The sequence below is a fragment of the Sporomusa sp. KB1 genome, from assembly GCF_007830295.1.
Taxonomy (GTDB): domain Bacteria; phylum Bacillota; class Negativicutes; order Sporomusales; family Sporomusaceae; genus Sporomusa.
On sequence record NZ_VLKC01000002.1, the window covers coordinates 1,261,161 to 1,276,964 of the forward strand.

Annotated in this window: 17 protein-coding genes; 3 read left to right on the top strand and 14 right to left on the bottom strand. The window is 43.1% G+C overall.

Going from position 1 to position 15,804, the window contains the following annotated elements; genetic code table 11:
• Positions 1 to 442: 442 nt before the first annotated feature.
• On the bottom strand, positions 443 to 1,690 hold the full coding sequence (gene nifB, locus SALPA_RS09590; protein WP_255451107.1) for a nitrogenase cofactor biosynthesis protein NifB: 1,248 nt from the start codon (positions 1,688 to 1,690) through the stop codon (positions 443 to 445).
• Between the two features lie 404 nt (positions 1,691 to 2,094).
• On the opposite strand from nifB, the gene SALPA_RS09595 reads away from it, so the two are divergent.
• Positions 2,095 to 2,286, top strand: a complete 192-nt coding sequence (locus tag SALPA_RS09595) for a hypothetical protein (RefSeq protein WP_145092853.1) — start codon at positions 2,095 to 2,097, stop codon at positions 2,284 to 2,286.
• A 38-nt stretch (positions 2,287 to 2,324) separates the two neighbouring features.
• Here the strand turns inward: SALPA_RS09595 and SALPA_RS09600 are convergent, their stop codons facing one another.
• Both SALPA_RS09600 and SALPA_RS30265 read right to left on the bottom strand, forming a co-directional pair.
• Positions 2,325 to 3,086, bottom strand: coding sequence for a ThiF family adenylyltransferase (locus tag SALPA_RS09600; protein ID WP_145092856.1), 762 nt, complete (start codon positions 3,084 to 3,086; stop codon positions 2,325 to 2,327).
• 81 nt (positions 3,087 to 3,167) lie between these two features.
• Positions 3,168 to 3,275 carry an endonuclease Q family protein gene (locus SALPA_RS30265; protein WP_222427936.1) on the bottom strand — a complete coding sequence of 36 codons (108 nt, stop codon included), beginning with the start codon at positions 3,273 to 3,275 and terminating at the stop codon, positions 3,168 to 3,170.
• Between the two features lie 173 nt (positions 3,276 to 3,448).
• On the opposite strand from SALPA_RS30265, the gene SALPA_RS09605 reads away from it, so the two are divergent.
• Complete coding sequence (locus tag SALPA_RS09605; protein WP_145092859.1) at positions 3,449 to 4,006, top strand: guanylate kinase; 558 nt, start codon at positions 3,449 to 3,451, stop codon at positions 4,004 to 4,006.
• 46 nt (positions 4,007 to 4,052) lie between these two features.
• On the opposite strand, the gene SALPA_RS09610 is transcribed toward SALPA_RS09605, so the two are convergent.
• From SALPA_RS09610 to SALPA_RS09620, 3 genes are read right to left on the bottom strand one after another with little or no spacing between them, the layout of a single operon-like run.
• The gene (locus tag SALPA_RS09610) at positions 4,053 to 4,292 is read right to left on the bottom strand and encodes a DUF1653 domain-containing protein (protein ID WP_145092862.1); all 240 of its coding nucleotides are present in this window, start codon (positions 4,290 to 4,292) and stop codon (positions 4,053 to 4,055) included.
• Between the two features lie 15 nt (positions 4,293 to 4,307).
• Positions 4,308 to 4,886: an ECF transporter S component gene (locus tag SALPA_RS09615; protein ID WP_255451110.1), complete on the bottom strand. Its 579-nt coding sequence runs from the start codon at positions 4,884 to 4,886 to the stop codon at positions 4,308 to 4,310.
• 45 nt (positions 4,887 to 4,931) lie between these two features.
• Positions 4,932 to 5,225, bottom strand: coding sequence for a hypothetical protein (locus SALPA_RS09620; protein WP_145092865.1), 294 nt, complete (start codon positions 5,223 to 5,225; stop codon positions 4,932 to 4,934).
• Positions 5,226 to 5,441: 216 nt separating this feature from the next.
• Between SALPA_RS09620 and SALPA_RS09625 the strand changes: the two genes are divergently transcribed.
• The gene (locus SALPA_RS09625) at positions 5,442 to 5,726 is read left to right on the top strand and encodes an SH3 domain-containing protein (RefSeq protein WP_145092868.1); all 285 of its coding nucleotides are present in this window, start codon (positions 5,442 to 5,444) and stop codon (positions 5,724 to 5,726) included.
• A gap of 359 nt (positions 5,727 to 6,085) precedes the next feature.
• Here the strand turns inward: SALPA_RS09625 and SALPA_RS09630 are convergent, their stop codons facing one another.
• From SALPA_RS09630 to SALPA_RS09665, 8 genes are all read right to left on the bottom strand, one after another.
• Positions 6,086 to 6,928, bottom strand: a complete 843-nt coding sequence (locus tag SALPA_RS09630) for an LPP20 family lipoprotein (protein ID WP_145092870.1) — start codon at positions 6,926 to 6,928, stop codon at positions 6,086 to 6,088.
• A 76-nt stretch (positions 6,929 to 7,004) separates the two neighbouring features.
• On the bottom strand, positions 7,005 to 8,027 hold the full coding sequence (locus SALPA_RS09635) for an LPP20 family lipoprotein (protein ID WP_145092873.1): 1,023 nt from the start codon (positions 8,025 to 8,027) through the stop codon (positions 7,005 to 7,007).
• Positions 8,028 to 8,313: 286 nt separating this feature from the next.
• On the bottom strand, positions 8,314 to 8,577 hold the full coding sequence (locus tag SALPA_RS09640) for a hypothetical protein (RefSeq protein WP_145092876.1): 264 nt from the start codon (positions 8,575 to 8,577) through the stop codon (positions 8,314 to 8,316).
• Between the two features lie 167 nt (positions 8,578 to 8,744).
• Entirely contained in the window at positions 8,745 to 11,879 is a 3,135-nt protein-coding gene (locus tag SALPA_RS09645) for an efflux RND transporter permease subunit (protein WP_145092879.1), read from the bottom strand.
• 12 nt (positions 11,880 to 11,891) lie between these two features.
• The gene (locus SALPA_RS09650) at positions 11,892 to 13,028 is read right to left on the bottom strand and encodes an efflux RND transporter periplasmic adaptor subunit (RefSeq protein WP_145092882.1); all 1,137 of its coding nucleotides are present in this window, start codon (positions 13,026 to 13,028) and stop codon (positions 11,892 to 11,894) included.
• A 24-nt stretch (positions 13,029 to 13,052) separates the two neighbouring features.
• Positions 13,053 to 13,676 (bottom strand): TetR/AcrR family transcriptional regulator, encoded by a 624-nt coding sequence (locus SALPA_RS09655; protein ID WP_145092885.1) that lies wholly within the window; start codon positions 13,674 to 13,676, stop codon positions 13,053 to 13,055.
• Between the two features lie 182 nt (positions 13,677 to 13,858).
• Positions 13,859 to 14,440, bottom strand: coding sequence for a hypothetical protein (locus SALPA_RS09660; protein ID WP_145092888.1), 582 nt, complete (start codon positions 14,438 to 14,440; stop codon positions 13,859 to 13,861).
• Between the two features lie 61 nt (positions 14,441 to 14,501).
• Positions 14,502 to 15,713: a nitrogen regulation protein NR(II) gene (locus SALPA_RS09665; RefSeq protein WP_255451112.1), complete on the bottom strand. Its 1,212-nt coding sequence runs from the start codon at positions 15,711 to 15,713 to the stop codon at positions 14,502 to 14,504.
• Positions 15,714 to 15,804: the final 91 nt, after the last annotated feature.

The following is a 15,804-nucleotide window of genomic DNA, read 5'->3' on the forward strand; positions in this document are numbered from 1 at the left end:
TGAAAAAAGTTAGTGTGTAGAATATAATAATAATAGGCATGATCAATAAACCCTTGCTGCCCGCTTGGGATTGCGATTTGCTGTGGCTTCACGTGTATTAGTAGTACTCGTGAAGCCTTTTATTTGTATGGAAGATAATCACCCCCCTTCCTGATCCTGCTTTTAACAAAGTTAACCTTTTGGTTGGATAACAAGACAAGGCTTACCACAGTCAATAATTGTGGTAAGCCTCATTGCTTGTTAAAACTATTAAACTATCTGCAGAAATTTACGCTGCCATAAAAACATAAAAAGCTATAAGCAGAATTCTCTACTTCATAGCTTCATCGCTGAAAACCAATATCTATTAAACACACTATACCATAGATGCACCCCATCCGCAACACTTCCGAATAATGTTCGAAAATTAAGTTTTCTGCATGCAACAGTAGCTTCCAAACCTTTATCTGGCAGCTTCCTTTAATTCAAGTTGTTCGACGGCATAATAAAGCCCACTTCCCACGGTATAGCAATATTCCACCGACATGATACCCCGCTTCAACAAACGTTTTTGCGCCTGATAGCTAATTCGCATAGTCAATACAGCATCACAATCCCGCAGTGCCGCCAGCGTGGACTCCCACCGCTTCTCTTTGGCATCACAGTCCTCATCGCTAATACAATTTTCCTTCAAGCTGCGCGTTTCCATTAGCTCATACCGGCTATTATTTACCTGATAAATATAGAATTCCTTGGCTTGGCCGAAGTTCAAATCAACCATTTTGCCAAATTTGGTAGTAACCGCTACCTTGTAATGACCAACAAACGGCAATGCTTTGCGTTCAACCAATTCAACCGGAGTGGCAGCTACACAATTTCTAAACTCACTGTTACGATCCTTAGCTAGAAGACCAATGGCATCTGCCCGGCACTGGCGGCAATGGGTCATCTGCTTCAGTTCATCGTTGCAAGCCACTCGCATGGCCATAACATCGCGCATATTGGTTTGCGGCAGCCCGGAAAATACACTACCCGGCGTGGGAATGAAAGGCATAATATTGGTAAGGCAAGCACCTAATTGCTTGACTTTTTTGACAACAGCAGGCATATGCCAATCATTAACCATTTTAATCATTACAAGATTTACTTTGACAGCAACGCCATGCCCCGCTAAGTACATTATTCCTTCCTGCTGGTTATTCAAAAGAATCTCTGCACCTTCTGCCCCGACATAACGAGTACCTTGGTAATTAACAGCGCCATAAATCTGTGCACCAACAATTGGGTCAGTACAATTAACAGTTACCGTGACGTGACGAACACCAAGTTTGACTATTTCCGGAGCGTATTCGGGCAGCAGCAGGCCATTGGTTGACAGGCAAAATAGCATGCCCGGGTCTTTTTTCTTAATAAGCTCAATAGTCTCACGGGTTTCATTCCAATCAGCCAGAGCATCCCCCGGACCAGCAATCCCAATCACACTAAGATTGGGGATAGCAGCTTTCACCTGTTCAAATTTGGCAAACGCATCTGCAGGTGACAACAATTCACTAGTTACTCCAGGGTGGCTTTCATTAACACAATCAAACTTGCGACTACAATAGTTGCAGCTGATATTGCACCGTGGCGCTACTGGCAGATGCATGCGTGCATATTGATCCTGGGCTTGACTGGAAAAGCAGGGGTGTTTATCGGTAAGCATGCGCGTCATAAAACGGGCCACTTCCTTTCTCTAAGTAGGCTTATAATAAGAAAATTACATTTACACTCCATTAAAAGGCTTACCCCAGTAACTAACCGTGGTCAGCCTCATTACTTACTAAAAATAGTAAACTGTCTGCAGAAAATACTCTCCATAAAAACATAAAAAGCTATGAGCAGAATTCTCTACTCAATAGCTTCATCGCTAAAATTCATTATCTTTTGAATTAACTATACCATAGCTATAAGTTACCCGCAATAGTTCGGAGTATTTTGAAACATTTAATTTTTATGTAATTTCAGGTCAATTTTGACTTATTATTGCATTTGCATAAATATCGGGCTATACTTTTAATAAACTACAATCTACCCTCAATCAGTAGATTGCAAATCCCCGAAGGGAGACTTGACTTTATGGAAACTTCTAACGATGACGTACATGAACTGCTGGCAGCCTTAGTATCTTCCCTTAACAACACCCTTTACGATCTCTCAGCTGAGAGCGAAAGAAATAACAGTAAAGTAACTGCCAAACGCCTGGAGTATTCCCGGCAAAAGGTTATGAGCGCTTGGGAAGTGTATACCAAAAAACGTGCCAACAAATAAAAGAAGCTTAATGGACTCTCCTGTCCATTAAGCTTCTTTTACATTCTATCAAAAACTATGTCTTTTACTACTTCCCCCGCAATAATGAGGCCAGCCACTGACGGTACAAAAGCAATACTGCCGGGAATTTGGTGGCGCGATGTACATTTGCGCGTTGTTCCCTGCGGACAAATGCAGCCTTTGCTGCAGCTAGAACTCGCCGTCTCCACCGGGGTAAGCGGCACCTCTTTTGAATAGACTACCTTAAGCGAAGTGATGCCCCGCTTTCTTAGCTCCTGACGCATCACCTTGGCCAACGGACACACTGAAGTACGGAAAATATCAGTCACCTCAAACTGTGTTGGGTCCAACTTATTGCCAGCCCCCATGGAGGAGATCACCGGAATATTTTTAGCTTTGGCCCTGACAACAAGATCAAGCTTACCGGTAACGGTATCAATGGCATCTACGATATACGTATAATCGTCAGCAAGCAGTTTGTCTGCCGTATCTGGCAAATAAAATTCCTGAAAAACAGTGACTTCTGCCTTGGGATTTATCTCGAGAATACGTTCCCTCATAACCTCAACCTTAGGCTTCCCGATCGTTTTTCTAGTAGCATGCAGCTGCCGGTTAATATTAGTCAGGCAAATACAATCATCATCCACCAGCACAAACTTACCTACACCTGAGCGCACCAGACCTTCCACAACATATGTCCCAACCCCGCCGATACCAAAAACAGCCACCTTGCTTTTTGCTAATTTACTCAGGCCTTCTGTGCCGATTAATAATTCTGTCCGGGAAAATTCATGCAGCATCTATTGTCACCCTTTATTAACTAAAGTCTATGCATTTTATTAGTGTAGCAAAAATCCCCAGGACAGTCAACAAGTCCTCGCCTATTTACGGGATATACGGGGCTTAATGGTTTTACCACATTTCGGGCAAATATGATTGCCCTCTTGATCCACTTCCATTACGGCCCCACACTGAATATGCACCAGCATCCTGCCACCTCCTAAATTAGTACCACAATAAACAGTATATGATGTTTCTTAAAAAATAGACCAAAAAATATATCTAACATTGATATAGCTGTTTAGGCAAAGATCTTCTGGGAGTAAACTCAACGGCTTTTTTTTACGATATATTAGTATCAACACCGACAAGGAGGTCTTTTATGAACAAGGTCTATGCCCTTATTGGTCCCCCAGCTGCTGGCAAAAGCAGTATCTTGCATGAGCTTGCCCAATATGCCATCCCCGAAATGGTCAGCCATACTACCCGTAAACCCAGACCCGGTGAAGAGCATGGTGTTCACTATTATTTTGTTAGTAAAGATGATTTTCAAAAAACCGAGCTTATTGAGCGGGTAGAATACTCAGGAAATTTCTACGGACTGAGTAAAGCAGAGGTATTAGACAAAGTCAAACTTTACCCAGTAAGCTTAGTAGCTGTTGAAATGCAAGGGCTTACCCAGTTAAAAAAATTGCTGGCCAATCGCCTTGAATCCATATTTCTTATGACCGACTATGATACTCTCATAACCCGCATGCTGGCCCGCGGTGATGCTGACGCGCTTATCAACCGTCGTATTGAATACGCCAAAAGCACCGGTGAGTTCGATAAGTGGCAAACTGCCACTTATGTAGTAAAAAACACCGGTTCACTGGAAGTCGCCGTGCGCCAAATACTGGCAATCACCGGCAATGTCACCCTGCCGGACAAACGTGTATAGCAAAAGGCCGCTCAAATTGGCGGCCTTTATACCCTTATTCTTACACTTAATTGTCAACTTCTACTTCCAGGGCAAAGCGTGGGACCTCCTTGCCATCAAGTACAATATTTTCAAAAAACATAGGTTTCGGACGTACCCATAACCGGTATTCCCCATACAATGCCCGGTAGACAATCAACGTCTCCCTAGTTTCACTATGAATAGCCTCACCGACAACATGATACAGCTTTCCTTTATAATGACGATAAATTCCAGTCTTTACTCTAGGTGTCTTTTTTTCAGTCATCCTCTTCTCCTTATATTAATGCAAAATTGGGGAAAGCTTTTTGTAGACCAACAGGGTAATTAGCGAAATAATACTACCCTTGATTAAATTAAATGGCACAATAGCAAAAACAATAAAAGTCTTAAGATCAACAATTAATGGGTTCGCTACCCTCCCCATAGTAACTATAGCCTCAAGAGGAAGATGTAATGCTGATTGATATAGTGGAATTAAAACCCAATAATTTACTGCCGCCGCCATCAGCGTCATAGAAACTGTTCCGGCAGCAAGAGCCAGAATCGCCCCGGTACGATTCTTTTTTTGACGATAAATAACAGCTGCAGGTACAACAAAACCTGTCCCAACAAAAAAATTGGCCATCTCTCCAATACCTGCCGTTTGTGTACTACTTACATGCAGGATGTTTTTCAGCATCACAATCAAACACCCCGCCAATGGCCCTAGTGCAAAGGCGCCAATAATAGCCGGTATATCACTAAAATCCAGTTTCAAAAAAGGCGGCATAAAAATAATTGGCAGCTCCAGCAGCATCAAAATTGTGGCTGCACTTGCCAGGATTGCCACCCGCGTCATATAAACCATATTTATATGCACTTACTCCCCCTCCTACCAACTCGGTACAGCTATATTTCATTTACATCAATGCAGCACTTGTGGATTGTCTACTGTAGCGTTATGCAAGGCCGCAATAACAAATTCGACCAGCACGGTTTCTATTATCGTTTCATGAACAGCCATAACCTCTTCCATTTCTAAACCATGGCGCAGGTTCATATACTCAAACACCCGAGCTAAGCCTTCCGCATATACTTCCTGAACCTCGGCCGGCATCTTACCTCTAAGAACATCATAATAAAGTAACCCGTAACGCTTGCTGATATCCTCCAAATGCAAGGCAAACAAGTACTTATAATCCTCTATCATATCCGTCATTGGGCTTCTCTCCCTTTTTTAACTCTGTGAAGTTTCTCAGCAACACATTATAACATACTTATTTATTCGCAACCAAATGCCAAATCCCTACATGTTTTTTCAGATAATCCTCATCATAAATAAAATTGTCTACAAACTTAGGGCTGACACATAGGATTTATGTTTCAACTTGGTGAATTCTATTTTCATTAGACTTACCTGACTGGAGGAATTACCTTGAAAAAAATTCCCTTCTTCCCAAAACTACTCCTACTGCTTATGCTGGTTACTTGCATGGTTTTGCCTGTACAAGCTGTCTTCTCAGCAATAACCAACGTCGATCAAGTCAAAGTCTTCGCTGAGCCAACCCCCTCAGCGCCAGTTATCGAAACGCTAAAATTAGGCGACGTAGTCCGGGTGTATAGCAAATCGGACGATGGCCAATTCTGGCAGGTAGAACACAAAAACCACCGTGGCTGGATTATATTTAGCCAAATAAGCCCCAAAGATCACAGGTACTAGAGTTCCTAATCACAAAAGGGGCGGTTCTGATTAAAATGATAGCTTCATTCCAATCAGAACCGCCCCTACTATCCGTGATTGTAAACATCACCATTTGTCACTTCTAAATAAGTTATCAAATAAAACCCTAATGATACCGCTAAAGCACAGAATCAAAACACCAAAGGCACACAATGTAAACAAATAATCAAGCATTTGTCACAGCCTCCCCCTTATGCTTTAGTTTCTTACTTTAAGAATAACATACTATGTAAAACAGTTCCAGGGACAAAAGTCCTATTTCTAGCTACATACAATACGATGGAGCATTACAGCAAAGGATCCACGAATACTCGTGGATCCTTAAGTATTTATACTAGCTATTCAATAAATACTACTGAACAGTTACTAAGAAAACCAGTCGCTTGATTTTCAATTAGAACACGATTCGCATCTTCCACTGAAATAACCGGATTGCAATTTTGACCAGCTAAGCGCACAGCTTTCACTACTAGGGGATTACTTCCAGCCTGGGATAAATCATTAACACCATCTGCCGAATAAACAGCCATCCCACGACTAACTACTTTATCATAATCTAGATTTTTATGACCATAAATGGGTTTATCATTATTATCCAGAATTACCGGTGACATAACCCTTTCTAAACCGAAACCACGGCAATCAATGATAAGTCCCGTATATCCATGGGAAGATGCAGGTATGCTTGGTGTAGCAGAAATGGCCTTAGAATATGTTGGATTTACAGGTGCAGGAAATGGTTCAACTACACCCGTATCTTGCAGGACTACACCCGCCAGACTATCAGCTCCACCATACATAGGGATTTTTAATACCACCTGATAACTACCGTCAGAATTGGCTTGTTCAGATACCACTCTGGCACCCCTGACTAACGTTGACATTTTTGTTTTTACAACATCACTTTCCACGACCATGTCTTTTACGAAGGTTTCCGAATCAACACGTACGCCCTCCACAAATTCACCTAAGTTTCTGTAGGCATCAACAATAGCGGCTCTGCGTGCCAGGGCTTTTGCTTGTCCGGGATTTCTAGCTGTCGCTGGTGCCGCGCCATAACCTTCGGCTGTAATATCACCATTACCCCAATCTGCATTACCACTGGCAAATGCACCAGCACAAAAAATAACAGATAATACAATCGCCGAAATCATAACAAATAACATTTTACTTCTTTTCATCTTCTCTTCCCCCTTGTCTTTTTATGGTGCTTAATTTTTTACCACTACTTTAATGTATCAGCTGCCAATCCGAACATTAATCTTTTCTCCCTTGATGCCAGTTAAGTCCCCAATTATATGCATTATCCATTGCTTCATGTCCGCTGAAATAATCGCCCAGTTTAGTGATTTTATACTGACTGTCACCATTTTTTTCAATGACAGCAATCGCGCACATATTTTTTCCAGCATCAGGTTTATCTAAGCGAATAATGATATCTGGCTTTCCGCTTTGTTTTACGGTAACCACACCATCTAACTCTGACCACTGATTAATCCCCTTATAAATATAGGAATAAATCAATATTCGCTTAAAATTATTAATCCTCTGCCCATTTATCAATAAATTTTCTCCAGATTGAGCATTACCTGATCGATCATCAATATCAATACTGATATATGGTGTATTTTTATAATCGCCAAACTGCTTATTTAATGCATCCATGACATCTTTATGCTGATAAGTTTCATAGAAACAACCAATATCCAAATCGACCTTTTTCCCTGCAGCTACTTTATTTTTAGAGCCTTGATACCAATTTAAGTTCGTATTAATATCATCAATAACTAAGTTAGCCGTATCACCTGTATTGTCTAAAATAACACGTGATGTTTCGAGATTGAATTGTTCTGTATCAGGCACTATATTTACAATTGCTTGTAGCCCTTGAATTCCATATAGCGGCGCCCGCATAATGACACGATAAGAACCATCATATAACATATCAGCTTTAATAACTTGTGCCCCCTTGATAAAGCCGGAGACTTGTGTACGAATGGTATCATTTGCGACCATCATATCTTTAACTGTTGTTTTCGAATCTACTTTTACCCCGCTGACCATTTCCAACATATTTCTATAACAATCGCTTTTAGCAGCCCGCAATGCTAATAAACGTGCTTGCGCTGCAGAATGTGCCTGTTCAGCGGGTACTCCATAACCTTCAATTTCTACAAATCCAGCTCTCCAGTCTATACCATTTGCTAGCCCAGCAGACGCATTCGCCATTACAATTACTAATGTACAAAAAAGAATAGCATATTTTTTTAGCTTACACATTTCATCTAAACCTCCCCCATATAATCCAAAATTATAGGCATTACCAGGATAGCAATTCCTATAGTCTTATACAGTAAGCATCCTTGGCGATATCCATTGCAAAATTAAGTTCCCCCATTTGATCATATTTCGCAATTTTCGCTGCACTTCTATGAATTTCCTGCTATAATTAGCATAAAATTCATATCCTGACCCGGCTTGATAAGACAAAAACTACCAGGAACAGTCCTTAGCTGGCTGTTCCTGGTAGTTTTTCCGTGTCTTATGCCTAAAAACTCATCCCTATTTACCTTGTATCGTCCCGCCGGATAGCGTCTTCCATAAGTTCGCTCCACTTTTGATTATTCTCATCTTCCTGACAAAACCGCAAATATAAATCAGCTACAGCCATGGCCGCCTGCTGTTCACGTATCGTTAAGCCAGCTTTAGCTACCATTGCCGCCACTTCCATTCCGGCCCGTTCCACTAATGCCTGTCGTTTGGCTGCCAGGATTCCGATAATGGCCGGCACTGACTGTGCAAGTTCGATTTGCCTAGATTTTATCTCCATAGGAAGACCTCCTATCGCTCATTTAACGCCACCATCAATTCTCTTTATTCACTTTACTATTAAAATGTTTTTTTTTTGTTTGAACCAAGAAATCTACCCTCTTTTTATTGCAAATAAAAAGCCGCACAGATTAATTTTCTGTGCGACTTTATTATTTTACAATACTATCAATTGGTACGATTCATTTTAAAAGCCTTTATTCTAGCAGTCCCGTATTCAATTACCACAAACAATACAGGTACCAAAAAGATACTGAAACTAGTAGCAAACAGCATGCCACCGACAACCGTTGTTCCCAGTGCTGAACGGGCAGCAGAACCGGCACCTGTTGATACCGCTAACGGAATACAGCCTAAAACGAAAGCCAGTGATGTCATCAAAATCGGCCGTAACCTAAGCCTGGCAGCTTCCACTGCCGCTTGCACCGGTTCCATGCCTTTGTCTGTCCTGACTTTAGCATATTCCACAATCAAGATCGCATTTTTGGCTGCAAGACCGATGAGCATAACCAAACCGATCTGCATATAAATACTATTTTCAAATCCCCGGGCATAAATGGAAAGAGCTGCACCTAAGATGCCTGTGGGAACAGATAAGAGTACGGCAAAGGGGATATTCCAGCTTTCATACAAAGCAGCCAGGCACAAGAACGCAAACAGTAGCGCAAAGCCGAAGATAATCGGTGTATGCCCGCTGGAAAGCTTTTCTTCCCGACTTGCATCAGCCCATTCATAGGTAAACGTTTGTGGTAATACCTCGGCGGATACTTCCTCCAGTGCCTTCATTGCTTGACCGGAACTATAGCCGGTAGCCGCAGTCGCGTTAATTTGCATGGCCTGGTAACCGTTATAGCGTTTAACCAATGTCTGGCCGCTGGTTGAAACTGGTTTAACCAATGTGTTAAGCGGTACCATGGTACCGGCGGAGCTCCGCACATAGAAGAAGCGGGTTGCATCCACGTCGACACGGAATTCCGGTTGTGCCTGCAACATAACCTTATAAGTACGGCCAAATCGGTTAAAGTCATTTACCTGAACACCACCCAGAAAGGTTTGCAAGGCTGTAAATACATCCTGAACAGGAACTCCCAAAGCTTTCGCTTTTTCCCTGTCAACTTCGTAACGGTACGAAGGCGTATCAGCCCGGAAACTTGATTGAGCCATGCTGATTTCCGGACGCTTACGGGCAGCTGAGATGAACTGTTGGGAGACATCATTCATTTCTGCCATAGTCGCGGCACCTCTATCCTGAATAATAAAGGTTAAACCGCCAACAGTACCAATACCTGGCAAAGCAGGCGGAGTAAAGGCGAAAACAGTAGCTTCCGGTATATCGCTTACCTTAGCCATGGCTTGCCCAATAATAGCTTTCAATTGCGTATTAGGTGTTGTACGCTCTGCCCATGGCTGCAAGCCAACAATAACCATCGCGCCATTTGGCTTTTGCCCACCGGCCAATATATCATAACCGGCTACTGATCCAGTCATTTCTACTCCCGGCAGCGAATGAAAGATTTCGCCGACATGTTTGGCAACAGCCTTGGTGCGGTTCATGTTGGCGGCTTCCGGCAGACTAACAACAGATAACATAAAACCCTGATCTTCAGTAGGAACAAACGTGGAAGGAATGATCTTGAGCATCCCCCCGCACAATATAGCGATTATTACTAACCCTATACCCCATAGCCTGGCCCGGCGTATAGACTGCCGAACACCAGCGGAATATTTTTCAGTAATACGCTCAAACCAAGTGTTGAAGCGGCTAAAAAATCTTACCATCAATCCGGTACGTTTTTCATCAGTATACGGCTGCAGCAACAGGCTGCATAATGCCGGCGTCAGTGACAACGCCACAATAGCTGACAACATCATGGAAACAGCAATTGTCAGCGCAAACTGTTTATACAGAATACCAGTTGTCCCGCCAAAAAACGCAACTGGTATAAAAACAGACGCAAGCACGAAAGCAATAGCGATAACCGGACCGGACACCTCTTCCATCGCCCGAATAGTCGCTTCCCTGGGGTTGAGGCCTGAATGGCGCATATGATGCTCAACCGCCTCAACAACGACAATAGCATCATCTACTACTAAGCCAATGGCCAGTACCATGGCAAACAAGGTCAGGGTATTGATGGAAAATCCCAACACTACGAAAGCTCCAAACGTTCCAACCAGGGAGACCGGCACCGCCAGCATAGGAATCAAAGTGGCTCGCCAATTTTGCAGGAATAGATATACAATAACAAGTACCAGCGCAAGGGCTTCTACAAAAGTATGGAATACCTTTTCCAGGGATTCCCGGATATATTTGGTACTATCGTTAAGAATACGGTATTCCATGTCTGGTGGAAAACGCTTTGATGCACTCTCAATAACTTGCCGTACACCACTGATTGTCTCCAGCGCATTGGCTTCTGTTGTTAATTGGACTGCAAAAACAACAGCTTCCGCGCCATCAAAGCTACTCTTAAAAGTATTATCTTTGGCACTTAATTCAATTGTGGCTACATCACCTAAATGAATAGCCGAACCATCTGACTGCGAACGAACGATAACTTTTCTAAAATCTTCTTCGGTAATCAAACGGCCCTGGACACTGGCCGTATATTGGAATTCCTGTTTTGCCACCGACGGAAGTTGGCCAATTGTACCAGCTGGCGCTTGCACATTTTGTTCTTTTATAGCGCTAACAATGTCGGCAGCAGTAATTCCCATCTGTGCCAATTTATCCGGTTTGAGCCAAACACGCATACTAAAGTCAGAACCATATTCGCTAACATCACCTACACCCTTAACCCGGCGAATGTCATCAATAATATTGATACTGCCGTAATTCTTGAGAAACACACTGTCATAGCTGGCATTCGGTGAAACAAGACTAAAAAACAAAGCCGTATCGGGTGAAACCTTGCGGGTTGTTACCCCGGTAAGCTGCACATCCTGAGGCAAACCGGCATTAGCCTGCGCCACCCGGTTTTGAGTGTACATCGTCACCATGTCAGGATTTTGTCCCAGTTCAAATTGAACATTAAGTGAATAGCGGCCGGTATCGGCGCTAATTGAGGTCATGGATACCGCGCCTTCTACACCATTAACCTGTTGTTCGATGACTTGAGCTACTGTCTTTTCTACTACATCTGAGTTAGCACCAGTATATGAAGTACTAACGCTGACCTGTGGCGGCGTAATCTGCGGATATTGGGCAATTGGCAGGAAAAAAGCAGCAATACCACCTGCCAGCACAATAAGTATGGATATGACGATCGCGAAGATTGGTCGATTAATAAAAAACTTTGCCATGAATCCGCCCCCCTACTTCGTGCCTGGAATAGTCAGATCGTTAAGGCCGATCATGGTAATTTTGAGCGGAGTTCCCGGCTGGGTTTTGGCAAACCCTTCCACAACAACAACATCCTCGACGGTAAGGCCTTCTTCAACAATTTGCAAATTGCCAATTTTAGGTCCTAATTTTACTGGTTTAGTCACTGCTTCGCTATTAGCCCCCGCAACAGTAACAAAAGTTTTGCCAAGCAATTCCTGAACAGCACGCTGAGGAATAAGCAATGCCCCCTGCCTGGTTTCGCCGTTTGCCACAATCCTGGCAAACATGCCCGGTACCAGCAATTGCTGCGGGTTGCCGAAAGAAGCTTTCATCGCCAACGTACCTGTTTGGTTGGCCATTCCCCGGTCAACCTGCTCCAGACGGCCAGTAATCGGGTATTCACTCCCATTGCTGAGAACCAGCTTAAGGTTTTGTCCCCAGGCGTCAGGCGAATTGCCCATTTGGGCGAATTTTAGATATTCATTTTCACTCATACTGAAGCGAACCTGCACAGGGTCTACTGTGGAAACAGTTGCCATCACTGTACTGCCAGCCTGAACATAGCCGCCGACACTTAACTCACCTACACCAATCCGGCCATTTACCGGCGATACAACTACCGTATCTGACAAATCATTCTGGGCCTGGTCCAATTTGGCCTGATATGCGCTTACCTGCGCTGCAGCCTGTTCGGCCTGTGACTTGGACGTATCCAAAGTTTGAACAGCAATGCCGCCTTGATCAGCTAAATTCTGATACCGCACAACATCGCGTTGGATGTTGCTCAGCGAAGCCTGCGCTTGTGCGACCTGAGCCTGCGAATCGGCTACTGTCGCTACATATTTGCGCCGATCAATTTCATACAATGGTTGCCCGGCTTGAACCGTGTCGCCGCCATTGAATAGTTTGCGGGAAATATTGCCAGTAACCTGCGCTTTGATTTGGACTTCATCTTTTGCTACAATTTCGCCAACAAACTCATATGTAACAGGTGTATCCTGCTGCATAACCTGCATAGCCTTGACTGCTACTTCCTTCGGTTGACCGGTCGCCTGTTGTTTGCTGCAGCCTGCCGTTACAATTAGAAATAGTACAGCAAGGCATAGGATACTTTTTTTATTCACCATTTTCCCCTCCCATTTTTGCTGTTTTTAAGAGCGCTTGGCAACGCCATTTAAATAGATTTCAATGGCCTGTGACATATACTCCGCAGCAATATTTTGTTTGCTTGGCATCAATTCTTTAAAAAGATCCTGAGCCGTAAAGGATAAGTTCAATATTTTCAACAGCGACATGGCAGCAAGATCTGAATCAATATCTGATCTAAATTCACCATTACTTTTCGCTTCTTCAATACAACCCTGCAAAAAAAGATGCGAATGATGTGTAGCGCTTTTCACCAGACTGTCAAAATATTTGGTCGGACTGAATACTTCCGTGAAAAATAAACGGTCTATGTATGGATTTTTTTTATTAGTGACAAGCAGTATCTCCGCAAATCGTCTTAGTTTCGTAACAGCTGAAATCTCTTCTTTGCTGATAGCATCAATGGCATCTCTTAGTATCGCTAATTGGCTTTCTAGTACAAATGCATACAATTTATCTTTCCCGCCAAAATAGTATGAGATTAGTGCAATATTAACCCCGGCAGCATCAGCCAACTCTTTTACTGAAACAGCAGCTAACCCTTTAGTTGCAAATAAAGGAATGGCCGCTTCAATAAGTTTATTAACGGTTGGCTTATCTGTGCATATCTCTTTTTTCGTTATATTCACATCCTTTCCCTAACTTATTTAAAAATACATTTTAAACGTACTTTTAATTATATTATATAATATTTTCCCTGTCTACAATATGCAACCGGAAAAAGCATTGTTTAAACTGAAAAACACCTAATTATTTGTTCATAACTAGGTGTTTTTCAGTTTAAAGCCAAATTTCTCCATCTCTCGTCAAACTACACTCGCACTTCAAAGTGTTTTTCTGCTTTAGGTGCTGTCGTCTGTGGCGATACAACTATATCTAGGCCCTCTTTATTAGTTACCGTGGCTGTTTTCTTAGCATAGTCACTCAGCGTACACTGTTGTGTTGGTTTCTTTTTAAATAAGCGTAAACCCACTAAAATCACGGCAGTAATTGCTACTACCCCAATAAAAGGAAGATAGTTCAATCCAGACGGCTTGCTGCTTACCACTGGCGGTTTCGCCGGAACAGCAGTCTGCGCCAAAACCTCAGCCTGAGAATCAGAGCCTGCGGCGGGAGCTGCCTTTATACTATTTGTTTTGTTTGTCGTAGCTGCAGCAGGTGCTGACTTTTCGCCATCCTTAGCCGGTGCTGACTTTCCCTGAAAAGCCTTTCCTAATTCATCTAGTTTCTTGGCCGTGCCTGAAAGTTCCGTACTCACCGGTTTACCCGAATTCGGGGTTGAATTACCCGAAGAAGCCGGCGCAATATCAGACCCTGTATGGGAGCCTGTCGGAGTAAGCGTAGGTGCAATAGGCGGCGTGGGTTTTGTTGGCGGAGTAGGCGCTATTGGCATAACAAGACTCCTTTTTCTATGTTTACTATACTATTTGCCAGTTCACTCTTGTTGCAACATATCACGGTTGGTTACGCGGAAATTTTACCATAAAAGTAGTCCCGGAGTCTCCGGTCTTAACCTCTATTTTTGCATTATGCCGATTGGCTATGCTGAAACATATCGGCAACCCCAGTCCGGTGCCATTTTCTTTCGTTGTCACAAAGGGCGTACCTAATTTCTGCTCAATTTCCTGTGGAATACCGATACCCTGATCTTGGATATATAAGACCACCTGTTCAGCTTCCGCAAACGTGCCAATCGTCAATTGTCCTCCCGGCAACATGGCTTCCAACCCATTCCTGACAAAATTGAGAATTAGTTGACGCATTTCCTGGGCATCCAGAAGCAAATCAGGAATATCGACCGACAACTTCGTAACAATCCACTTCTCATTAAGCAGAGCATCTGACTCCAATAGTGGCAATAGCTTTTGGACAATCGTATTCAGATTCTGCAGCGACTGATCAAGCAGCTTATTCCGGGCTAGAGAAAGATACTCTGTAATGATGGAATTTGCTCTGTCCAGTTCGGTAATCATTAAATTGAGCCGCGAATCAAACTGGGAAAATTCGGCCTTTCGGAGGAAGAACTGTAGAAACCCCCTTACCGTTGTCAATGGATTCCTGATCTCGTGGGCAATACCAGCAGCCATTTCCCCAATCAGATTTAACCTTTCTATGCGGGACATCTCTTTTTCCATGAACTTACGTTCGGTGATATCGGAGATAACTGACCGATAATTTGATCCATAACCACCCACACCCGTCAGTGGCACACTGATAATTTGAGCATAGATAATCGCATTACTTTTTGATATTATTTCCAATTCGGTAATTACTTTTTTACCAGTCAGCCTGCATGAATGCAGATGATCAAAAAAAAGCTTATAACTACCTTTATCGAGAAAAACAGTCATCGGCATGCCTAGCAGGCGTGATCGCTCTATACCTAATAAAGCCGCGCCAGCAAGATTAATCTCTTTGATACAGCCTTTTTCGTCAAAAGTCACGTAACCTGTCGGTGCAAAATCATAAAGATCAGCATAGCGGTTGCGGGATTCCTCTAACTCCACGAGAGCCTCTTGCATCGCCTGGCACTGAATCTCCAAGTCCCATTCCTTAGCCTGCAATTTTGCTCTTAGCTGCTCTAGTTCTTCTGTTCCATCCGAAGATAGAACCGGTTTCTCGATAGCAAGGGCTCCCCGCTTTTCATTATCATCTGAGCTGGTCATATAGCTTCCTCCTGACCGGGTACATTGTTCCCCGGTTTTTCCAGGCATCCCTGGCATTATCCTGACATTTACTTGACGATTTTGTTTTACC